General features: G+C 58.9%; 7 protein-coding genes. All 7 read right to left on the bottom strand.

Annotation, left to right across the window (positions count from 1 at the left end; all coding sequences use genetic code 11):
- On the bottom strand, positions 1 to 1159 hold a 1159-nt coding region (locus HUU60_12530), incomplete at its 3' end, for a hypothetical protein (GenBank protein NUL83530.1).
- 118 nt (positions 1160 to 1277) lie between these two features.
- Positions 1278 to 4628 carry a tetratricopeptide repeat protein gene (locus tag HUU60_12535; protein ID NUL83531.1) on the bottom strand — a complete coding sequence of 1117 codons (3351 nt, stop codon included), beginning with the start codon at positions 4626 to 4628 and terminating at the stop codon, positions 1278 to 1280.
- A 9-nt stretch (positions 4629 to 4637) separates the two neighbouring features.
- Positions 4638 to 7694, bottom strand: coding sequence for a glycosyltransferase (locus tag HUU60_12540; protein ID NUL83532.1), 3057 nt, complete (start codon positions 7692 to 7694; stop codon positions 4638 to 4640).
- Between the two features lies 1 nt (position 7695).
- Complete coding sequence (locus tag HUU60_12545; GenBank protein ID NUL83533.1) at positions 7696 to 8010, bottom strand: MerR family transcriptional regulator; 315 nt, start codon at positions 8008 to 8010, stop codon at positions 7696 to 7698.
- A gap of 25 nt (positions 8011 to 8035) precedes the next feature.
- Entirely contained in the window at positions 8036 to 8992 is a 957-nt protein-coding gene (locus HUU60_12550) for a hypothetical protein (GenBank protein ID NUL83534.1), read from the bottom strand.
- An 11-nt stretch (positions 8993 to 9003) separates the two neighbouring features.
- Positions 9004 to 9456, bottom strand: coding sequence for a hypothetical protein (locus tag HUU60_12555; protein NUL83535.1), 453 nt, complete (start codon positions 9454 to 9456; stop codon positions 9004 to 9006).
- Positions 9384 to 9764 carry a hypothetical protein gene (locus tag HUU60_12560; protein ID NUL83536.1) on the bottom strand — a complete coding sequence of 127 codons (381 nt, stop codon included), beginning with the start codon at positions 9762 to 9764 and terminating at the stop codon, positions 9384 to 9386. Before HUU60_12560 ends, HUU60_12555 begins: the two co-directional genes overlap by 73 nt.
- Positions 9765 to 9800 lie beyond the last annotated feature (36 nt).

Below are 9800 nucleotides of genomic sequence, written 5' to 3' on the forward strand. Positions count from 1 at the left end.
CCTCGGCGCCGCCACGTCCGCCAAGACTTGCGGGCGCGCCGCCAAACCTTCGAGGAGCGGGGCCGCTGCCCTCGGCGCCGGCGCCAACCCCCTCTCGGCTCGCGCGCTCCATCTCGACGCGAGTCTCTTGCTTGATCACTGCGCCAATGTCGTAGGCAAACCAGACCAAGCGACTGATCTTGACGCGCTGAAAGGCCGTTCCCCCTATAGAGAGGTTTGGAGGAGTCATGAGCGGCGTGATCTCAATTCGAGCGCATTTGTAACCGCGCTCCCATTCAAAGGAAGTTAACTTGGCCGTACCCGTTGTTGCTAGAACGATTCGATCGGCCAAGGAGGTTTGCGTGTTGGTCGGATCGACCGCTATGAAACCTGTAGCCCAACTATCGCCAACGCTATAGTTCCGCTTTGGAATGCGAGGGAGGTCCACAAACGTTGCGTAGTACCACTCTTGCCCAAGGACCTCAAACCCAATGTCGTTGTATCCGGTACCGTCCACGCGCCAGTAGGTCGCGGCCAACTGATCTTCGTTCAGATAGTTGACCGAATCGCCAATAGCCAAGCGAATGGGCAACATCGGAATCCAGGAGAACATGAAGCCTTCCGGTCGCCGATCCACAACAACGCCTTGAATCTTAGTTCGAATGTCCAAATCGGTCTCGTCGGCTATCGTAGTCCCGGTTCGACGCGCCTCGGTAATCGACTTGATCATGTAGTTCTGGTGATAATCCAGGATTTGAGAAGGTCGCCATTTGTAGGCCAATGGAATGCCTGTCGCCGGCACGCCTTGGATCATGTTGGAGATGGTAACGGAAACCGACGTGCGGTCGACCAGGCGAGCCTGCGTTGTGGCTCCGGCCGTCTCCCAAAGCTCAAGCTCGATCTTATGCGGCCCGTCGGCGATCTTTTCCTTCTTGGTGTCCCAAGCCCAGATTAGATGTTCAGTATCCTCGCCCAACGCCTGTCGGGCGATGGCGTATTGGAACTGATCGTCGATTTTCAGGATGAGATACGAGTTTTCCGACACGCTGTTCTTGGGCACTCGAAACTCGACCTTTTCGCGCACGCTCGCGCCGTTCTTGGGTCTAACGATGGTGAAGGGCGCCTGCGCACAGGCCCAGACCGTACTCATCAACAACAAGGCAATCGTAACGCGCCGCATGATGTCTCCTCCTGGCAATACCGACTTATCGTACCTTATTTTGGACGCTCGTTCTCGCCGAATAGGTTCAAAACTGAGGAGAGATTCGACGGTCGGATCGCATATCCTGCTGGGTCGATCAAGCCGCGGTCATCTTGAGCGCCTCTTCGGTCAGCGCCAGGTTCTGCAAAGCCGATCGATGCTGAGGATCCAGCGCTATGCACCGCTTAAAGGCGATCTTCGCCGCATCGTACACGCCCAACCTATAGTAGCAGTTGCCCAGGACAAACCATCCGTCGGCATTCGAGCCGTCAATCCTGAGCGCCGCGCTGTATACGTCTGCCGCATCCCCATAGGCGCCCAACTGATAAATAGCGTCGCCAGCGTTGAACAATGCGTTCGCATTGTTCGGATCGGCCTGCACCGCCAACATCAACTGCTCCAATCCCTCTTCTGGGCGACCGAGAGCCCAGTAGGCGCGGCCCCAGTTTACGCGGGCATCGACGGATACCGGCATATCCCTCTCTTCTAAGAATTTGAACGCTCGAACAACCATCTCCGGGTCCTGCGTCTGCTCGCCGCAATGCATCCATCGATGCCAACACGTTTCGTCGCCCGGGTCAAGCACGCAGGCGGCTTCGAAGGCTGTCCCCGCCTTCTTAAAGTCGCCCTCGCCCCAGTGCATGTTGGCCCGATCCTTAGAGGCTGCGATTGCGATCTTTGCCGATTTCAGAGCGTGCTCGTAGTGCTTGTCAGCCTGTTCGAAACGACCGTCGAGGCGCTTCAGTTCGGCCAAGAGATAGCTCGCTTCGGGATAACCGGGATTCAGCTCCAGCGCTTTCTCTGCCTCTTGCTCGGCCTCTTTCGTCTTCCTCAACCCTAACAGCGCGCGCGCCCGCGTGTAGTGCCATTTGTAGGTGATGATGTGAGGGTCGCCTACAAATCCGCTAGAGCGCATGAGTTGCCCGGATTGCGACATGAGACCGGTCTCGATGGCTCGCTGACGCGCCTTCTCAAGGCAATTCAGAGCGTCTTTGTACTTCTCGCTTAAATTGCAGGCCTCGGCGTAGCTATACCAAAGCAGAGGATGGTCGATCCCGCGAGCGACTGCTTGGGCGCCGACTTGACAAGCCTCTTGTACTCGTCCTAAAGAGTACAGACACGTGATCCGTTGGCTCCATGCAACCGCCGCAAAGTCTTGAAACGGCTCGATCAGTTCGCAGGCCCTGTCCAGCAGATCCAAAGCCTGATCGTATTGCGCCAAATCGAAGAGCGTATTGGCCAAGTTGAACAGTTGAAAGGCATCGTCCGGAGCCTCGGCCAGAGATTGCTCGAGCAGCCGAATGTTTCGCTCGCCTTTGCCTCTCGCTTCCATCATCTTGCGATCGTAACCAAGGTGGATGATCTGCGCGCCCTGCAGGTTGGCCGCCTTGTAGCCGTTCGATTGAAAAGCCTCGAGCACCTGTTCGTGCAGGCGACCGGTCCACTTAGCGAACGATGTCCGTCGGAACAGGCGAACGGCCCGATGCACAAAGACGTTTTCCTTCGATTCGCCGTCCAATAGGTTGACGATCTCGATATAGTAGGCCCCAAATTGCGGTCTATGCGCCGCCGTTCGGATAATCTCGATCGACTCGGGCGTGAGGCGCTCGTCGGCATCCAGCCACAGAATCCATTCGCCGGTCGCCTGCGCTAGCCCAGCATTGCGCGCGGCCGAAAAGTCGTCCGTCCATTCGCGCTCGATCACCTTGGCGCCGTTGGCCTTTGCAATGTTGATCGTGGAGTCGGCAGAGCCTGTGTCCACCAGGATAAACTCGTCAAAAGCCCCCTTAGCCGCCTTCAGGCAATCCGGCAGCATCTCGGCTTCGTTCTTGGCAATCATCACGAGACTGATCTTGGTCCCTACCGGCTCGATCGGACCGTTGTCGCCGATCGCCTCCGTCAAACGCGCCGCTTCGCTCGCCATTCCGCTTGCCAAACAGAAGTCGCGCAACGGCGCAAGGGTCTCTTGCTTAAGGCCCGCATCCGGCTCGGTCGCATCGATCAGCCACAATGCGTCCTCGATCGCCTCGGTCTCGCGCTGAGAATAGAGCCTCAACCAGACTCTTTGCGCCCTTAGTCCGACATCGTCCGGGTGAACGCGGAGTATCTTCTCAAGGGTCTCCTCGGCTTCCTGCCAGCGATTCTGTTGAAGCAAGGCCGTTACTAATGCTTCTCGCGTGCGCGGGTCGTCGGGGCGCTCCATCGCCGATCGGGTTAGCGCGGTCAAAGCCAAAGCCGATTGGCCATGATCCAGCCACGATCGGCCCATGTCGTAGTAGGTGGTCTTCTTCTCAGCGCTATGCAATTCGTCAAGCGCCTCGGCTGCTTTGATCGCCGCCGCATCCCAACTGAATTGGCCCGAAGCGACCGCTGCCGCCCAGGCGCCCTTCTGCTTTCGCTCGGCAGCCTGTTCCAAAGCCGTCTTCATCGATAGGCACAGGGATTCCAGGATCGGCTCGTGCCAGAAAGGCGTCTTGGCCGCGCGATACTCGTCGCTCAACTGCCCTAGTTCCCGAATTTCCGCATCGATCAGCCATGAGGTCGATGGGCTACAGAACTCTGGGGCTGGTCCGGCGTTCGTAACAATGGTCGCTAGGCCGCAGGCCATTGCTTCCAAGATGGGCAGTCCAAAACCTTCGGCGCGATACGGAGCGATCAGACAATCGCAGGCGCGCATCAGGCTCGCCATCTCGGCCTCGGTCATGGTTCGGTCGATATAGGCGACTACCGGCCCTTGCGGATCGTTCGCCATCTCCCGAAGTTCGTTCGACCAGTTCTTCCGACTATAAACGTCCTGCGCGCCAAAGTCCTTCACGACCAGAGCGACCGGATCGTTGCGCGTAAAGGTCTGACGATAGGCGTCGATGACCAAATCGATGCCCTTTCTCTGGATGGTTCCACCGACAAAGAGAAACTTCGTCCGACCCTTTAAGTCGTCGGCGTTTAGCGCTCCCTGTTTTGCAAGGTCCAGTTTCTTGCCATTGGGCGAATAGACTTCAGGATCGATTCCGTTAGGGACGACGCGAACGAGATCGGGCGACAGGCCGCCCAAGACGAACGACTGCCGGCTGAACTCGCTGGGCGTCCATAGACGACGGTCGCCCTCGCCGAGCGCCTTGACCCAAGCCTCGGGCGCAACGCCAAACTCCCAGGGCTGGATGTAAACGGTTGCACCGGGCAATGCGCTCCAATCGGGAGGAAACTGATGCCGCACGACCGCGCGGAACTCGGAGAGTTGGTCCGCGGCTTGCCGCTCGCCCGTATCGAACCCTTCCGGAAGTTGCGCACCATGCTCGTCCGCAATAAGAGATAGTTGCCATTCAGGATCAAGCCGACGCAAGGCGCCGACCAATTCGCGATTGACTTTTGCCAAGCTGTGAGCCGATCGAAAACTCCCCTGCCAAAGGACAGGGGGAAGTTTAGTCTTCTGATCCGGGCGTCTTGGCATTGATCTCTCCTATGCGGCTTTTGGCTTTGATTTCTTCGAAGAACGTCTTGCTAGCGGTCGCTCGCCGACCTCTACTATCCGAGCCGCTCGCTCGCTCCAATCGATGGCGGCCGAATTGGCGCGAGCCTTCTTGACGGATTTGGCCGCCTCCATGATCGACGCTGGATCGAGCGGATCGCAGTAGACCGCGCGAGCGCCCAAGATTTCATGACAGACGGGCGTGTTTTGAACAACGCAAGGAACGCCGATCGCCGTTGCCCACAGGACAGCGTCAGACGGTCTGGAAGCGAGAGTCGGGGCGACCACAACTGCCGCTCTCCTCATCGCCGCCATCGCATCGACCGGGCTCCGAGGGCCGAGGAAAAGCACGTTGGAGCCTGCCGTCTGGCGACAGAGCTCTCCGTACTGCGGCGATGCCAATTGCCCGATAACGACCAGTTTTGTCTTTGAGTTCTTGACCGCTAAGAGCACGTTGGCCAAGTTGCTCGTTGCGTCGATGTCGCCGACGAACAGGTAGAACTTCCCGTCGGGCAACTGCGGATCGGCCGAACTTTTCTGGCAGGCGTTGACTGCCGCAAGATCGATCGCAGGAGGCGCGCATTCGGAGGCCTCTTCGGGCGTCCAACCAATGGCCAAGTCGCAATCGACCGAGGTATCCGGCGGCGACCAATCCCAGTCGGCCAACTTGACCCTTAGGGCTCGCGCGCGATCCGGCAGCAATCGGATTATGGGGCAGCGGTAACCCCGAACCTGCTCCACGATGCGAGGCGCAGGCTGGCCGACCAGATAGACCGTTTCGTATGGCTCCCCGTCCGGAATGCAATCGAACGCCGCATCTGTAACATGCCCCGCATCGGTCAAAGCGCGGGCGGTCAGCAAGGCTTCTGACAAGTCCGATGTGTTAAATCCGTACCGATCCTTGCCCGCGACTATGAGCGACCGACCTTCTTTCACCGTCTTCTCGCCATTGCTCAGCACAACGATCGAGAGCGTATCTGACAAGTAGATAGACCGGCTGGGCAGACCGAACTCTAGCGCCAGCAAACTCCGAAGTTCGCGCGACGAGATTTGCTTTGTGGGAGCCGCGAGAATTAGGCTTCCGCCCGACGCCAGCCACGGCGAAACTTGCTGGATGAAGGCCAATTCCTCGCCGTCGGGCAAGCGCTGACAGACGATGAGATCGAACTGTCCGGGCTCAAACTCGGCATCCTGCCATCTCGATTGGGCAAACGTTCTGCTCGAATCCAAGTTCGCAACCGTCAGGTATGGATCTGGATCGATGCCTGTCCGATTCTTCGCCAAATAGCGGATGGACGACAAGAACGACCCGTCTCCACAGTGAATCTCAAGGGCGTTCTCGAACCCGACGGGTGAGAGGCTCTCGATGACTTTGGACATGATCGCAGCGGGCGGCGACATAGGGCGCGATAGGCTGGCGAAACGATCTGTCGGCAACAGGTCGGCGCCGCTGGTCGGCAACTCGTCTTCGACTGGCGCAAGGCTTCCGCGCTTCAGTTTTTCCTCCAGAATCATCAGTTGGGGCAGCGTCTCGACAAACGCTCCCAGCCATGAAAGCAACAGACCGTGATGCCCGTCTCGATAGCCCTCGGTCTCAAAGTAGCCCGAGCCCAATGCCGATACGAACCGCTCGCCGACCTCTTTCCAGCTAAATCCGCCCTCCAGCCTGAGGGCCGCCACTTCTCTAGCAGCGACCACAGCGCGTTGAAGGAACGACTCGATTGTGTCGGCGGCGGTCGAGATGACGGCGCATTGAGGCGGTATGTTTGGCGTCTGCGCCATGCGGCTAATCTCAGCGCCGTTTCTGGTCAGTCGGGCGCCTCGATCCCCGGGATACCAGTCGAACGCATGGACGATCCATCGATCTAAAAAGTAAGATCGACAAGGCAACTTGAAGGCATCGGCGCAATCGCCGCTCAGCGCCAAGAGACCGTCGATGAACTCTCGACACTCTGCAGTCAGACGCTCGGTCGATTCCAGCGACAAGGTCCACTCGCACTGGGCTTCAGCATGATCCTCATCGCTCTTTCGCACCAATACCTCGTCGGCCCAGTCGTTGACCGATGCCAAGCACGCGGAGAGCGAAGAGGAACTGCGCGCAGCGTTCACCACAACGCCTAAGGACGGCCGTAGAGGCGGTCGCAATGCGAACAAACTTGGTTTGTCGGACTGGCCGTAGCCCTCGCACACCGCTAACGCGCCGCAAGGCCAACCTTCGGTCAAACTGCCGATCGCGCCCTCATGCCTCCAATCGTCCAGAGCCAGAAACGGCGCCTGTCCCAACCACTCGATTTGACCAAACTGCTTTGACAAAGTTCGATGGACCGGTTCGGCCAACCTTGCGTCTTGAAGAGTCAGAAACAACTTCCCGCTTTCCTTCAGGCAAGGGAGCAAAGCGCCCCAATCTTCGTTCGCTTCTGCAATCAAACAGTCAAACTCTCCGCTGGTTAGGCTTCGAGAGGTGCGAAAGTCAACCCTGGCGTCATCGATCAAAGCGTCTGCGATCGCCAAAGCCTTCGGGTCTTCATCGATGACGGTGATCGAACTGGCCGAATAGCCCGCCTGGCGCCATGCCAAAGCCGCGCAAGCGCCGACCGCCGCCATCAAGCCCGATACGCCATCGGAGATTCGATCCGCCTGAGCTAATCTCAAGGCTAGCGCGTCCGCAGACAGCGCTGTCGAGGCTAAGGATTCGCTCTCAGCGTCCAACGCCTGCACGGTCGAACCAGATTGATCGTCGTTCAATAAAGAAAGCAGGGTCGAAGCCGTTGTCGGAAGCCAAGAATCGATCTTGGCCTTCCATCGAGCCGGAATCGGCTGTGCCTCTTGAGGGGCGACGATCCTTAGGCCGGCGCGAGGATCGATCGTCCAGAAAGGCAAATAGAGGTATTGGGGGCCCTGCGGGTCTCGGAGCCACACCTCGGCTCGAATTCGGCTATCTCGCGAAAACCGAACGGCACAAATCTCGATCGAATCAGGATGTTTGCGCCACCAGGTCTGAATCTCGCGAGAACTGTACGGATAGGGAGACGCCCGCCTTGCACGCATCTCAGTTGCGCGCCGTCTTTGCTCGGCCATTTTTGCGGCCAGAACCGTTCATGCGGGTCAGCAGCGCCCTTCTGGCACCCGCGATGGAGAACATCTCGTCCTTCAACAATCGCCTTATTTCGGCAATCGTCTCAATGTCTTCGGGCCGATATCGACGCTGACCGCCTCCGGTTCGAACCGGATTGAGAAAGTCCTCGAACTCCTTCTCCCAATAGCGCAGGGTGTGAGTTTCCACGCCCGTCAGCCGGCTGGCCACGCTGATCGACACCGGGCGCTGATCAATCGGCACCTTGTCTTTTCGTTCGCGTCGTCCCATCGATAGAATCCTCCCAAACAGATCGCTACAGAAGCCATTGTCGGAATCCCTGCGCATCATCATGAGGGTTCGCACGGCGTTTGACCGCCGCACGCACGATGTGATTGGCCTTTTGCCGGAACGCCAGGCTTCCGCCTGGCCCTTTGCTTCTCGAACGCCCCCCAATGTACCGCCGCCGTCCCGGCGGCCTTCCCAACGATCTTAGCGATCTTTGCCCCTTTGCGCGAGGCATTCTGCCGGAACGCCAGGCGGGAGGGCGAGCGTCCCCGCGAGCCGAGGGCCTTAACCCTCCGCACCGAACGGCGGGTGCGGAGGGATCCCGATAGAACGAAAGGCGTCCCTCCCCTATATCCCCTCCCCAAACGCTCCGCGTTTGGGGAGGGGACTGAAGACGGACGAGGCCCGAGACTGCGAGCCGAGGAACGGGGGCCAGGCGGGAGGGCGAGCGTCCCCGCGAGCCGAGGGTCTTAACTCTCCGCACCGAACGTCGGGTGCGGAGGGATCCCGAAAGGCGCCCCTCCCCTATATCCCCTCCCCAAACGCGGAGCGTTTGGGGAGGGGACTGAAGACGGACGAGGTCCAGATCGGTGTCGTCGACAATGCCGTCGCCGTTCACATCGCCGGCAAGCCCCGATCCTTGCTGGCCCCATTCCTCCGGCACGATCGCCTGGTCGGTGTCGTCCACGCAATCGTCTTCATTAGCGTCTCCAAACAGCGGCACTGTGAAGAACGATACCGTGCCTATCTGGGGACCGTAACCGTCGAAAATGCGGACGCCTGAGCCGACGTAGTCGCCGTTCGGCTTGAGCTTAAAGCTGACCATGTCGCGCACCGAGCCGTCGGAGCTGACGACCGATAGGCCGCCCACATAGACCTCTCCCGCTGAGTTCGCTACGACAGCACTGGCCCAATCTGCGTCCGAACCGTTGCCGTCGAACACGAAATAGTCAACGGAATTTGGATTATCCAGCTTGATCCTCATGACGCCGATGTCTACTGCGGTTCCGCCAGGTCGATGTTCTCCAGCGGCAAAGAGATAGTTGCCCCGATCGCTATGCAGGTCGCACGGTCGTCCAAAGCGGCGGATCCGCCAAACGAAGCGTGCTTGGCCCAATCCAGGCTTCCATCGGGCATGACCTTGATCACGGTCATGTCTTTGTTGGGAGTCTCTCCGCTGGTCGTGTAGCCAGCAACATAGCAATGACCTTGCGGCGTTACGACCATGGCGGACGCACGGTCGTCAAGACCCGAGCGATCGTATGTTCTTGCCCACTTCAAGTCGCCGTCCGGCGAGTATTTGAGCACGACCATGTCCTTGCTGGACGTTCCTTGCACGGTGCCTGCCACGTAGACCGCGCCGTCTTGATCGAGGCCTATGGCATTGCCTGCATCATCGCCATTGCCGGCCCGTTGTAGGTCCTTGGCCAAGTTTCTTCTATCGGGCACGGCTCTTGGGCCGCCTGAATAAGTTGAATTGTACAGGCATGGACCTTCAGCACGACGATGTCGTCGCGGGGCTGCTCGCCCGATGTGCGAACTTTGCCCGTAACGTAAACGACTCCTGGGTTCCGTCGGCAATCGCCTTCGCCGACATGTGCGTTCTGATGAACGACTAACGCTCGGCCCTCTTCAAGTTTGACCTGGTTGGAATTGAGACCATAATGCGAAAGCCCCTTTTCAGCAAAGTTCCTGTTTGGCTGAGCGTATGTAGCAGCGCTGGTCAGGAAAACGGCGACAAGTCCGAGCAGAGGCAAGAGGCCACCCCCCCCCCCCCGCGCGAAACACGAGAG

This window comes from Armatimonadota bacterium, assembly GCA_013359125.1.
Lineage (GTDB): Bacteria > Armatimonadota > Fimbriimonadia > Fimbriimonadales > GBS-DC > JABWCR01.

Bases quoted from the DNA above. Each gene is read 5' to 3' on its own strand.
- HUU60_12535 (NUL83531.1), bottom strand. From the start codon at position 4,628: ATGCCAAGACGCCCGGATCAGAAGACTAAACTTCCCCCTGTCCTTTGG.
- HUU60_12540 (NUL83532.1), bottom strand. From the start codon at position 7,694: ATGCGTGCAAGGCGGGCGTCTCCCTATCCGTACAGTTCTCGCGAGATT.
- HUU60_12545 (NUL83533.1), bottom strand. From the start codon at position 8,010: ATGGGACGACGCGAACGAAAAGACAAGGTGCCGATTGATCAGCGCCCG.
- HUU60_12550 (NUL83534.1), bottom strand. From the start codon at position 8,992: ATGAGGATCAAGCTGGATAATCCAAATTCCGTTGACTATTTCGTGTTC.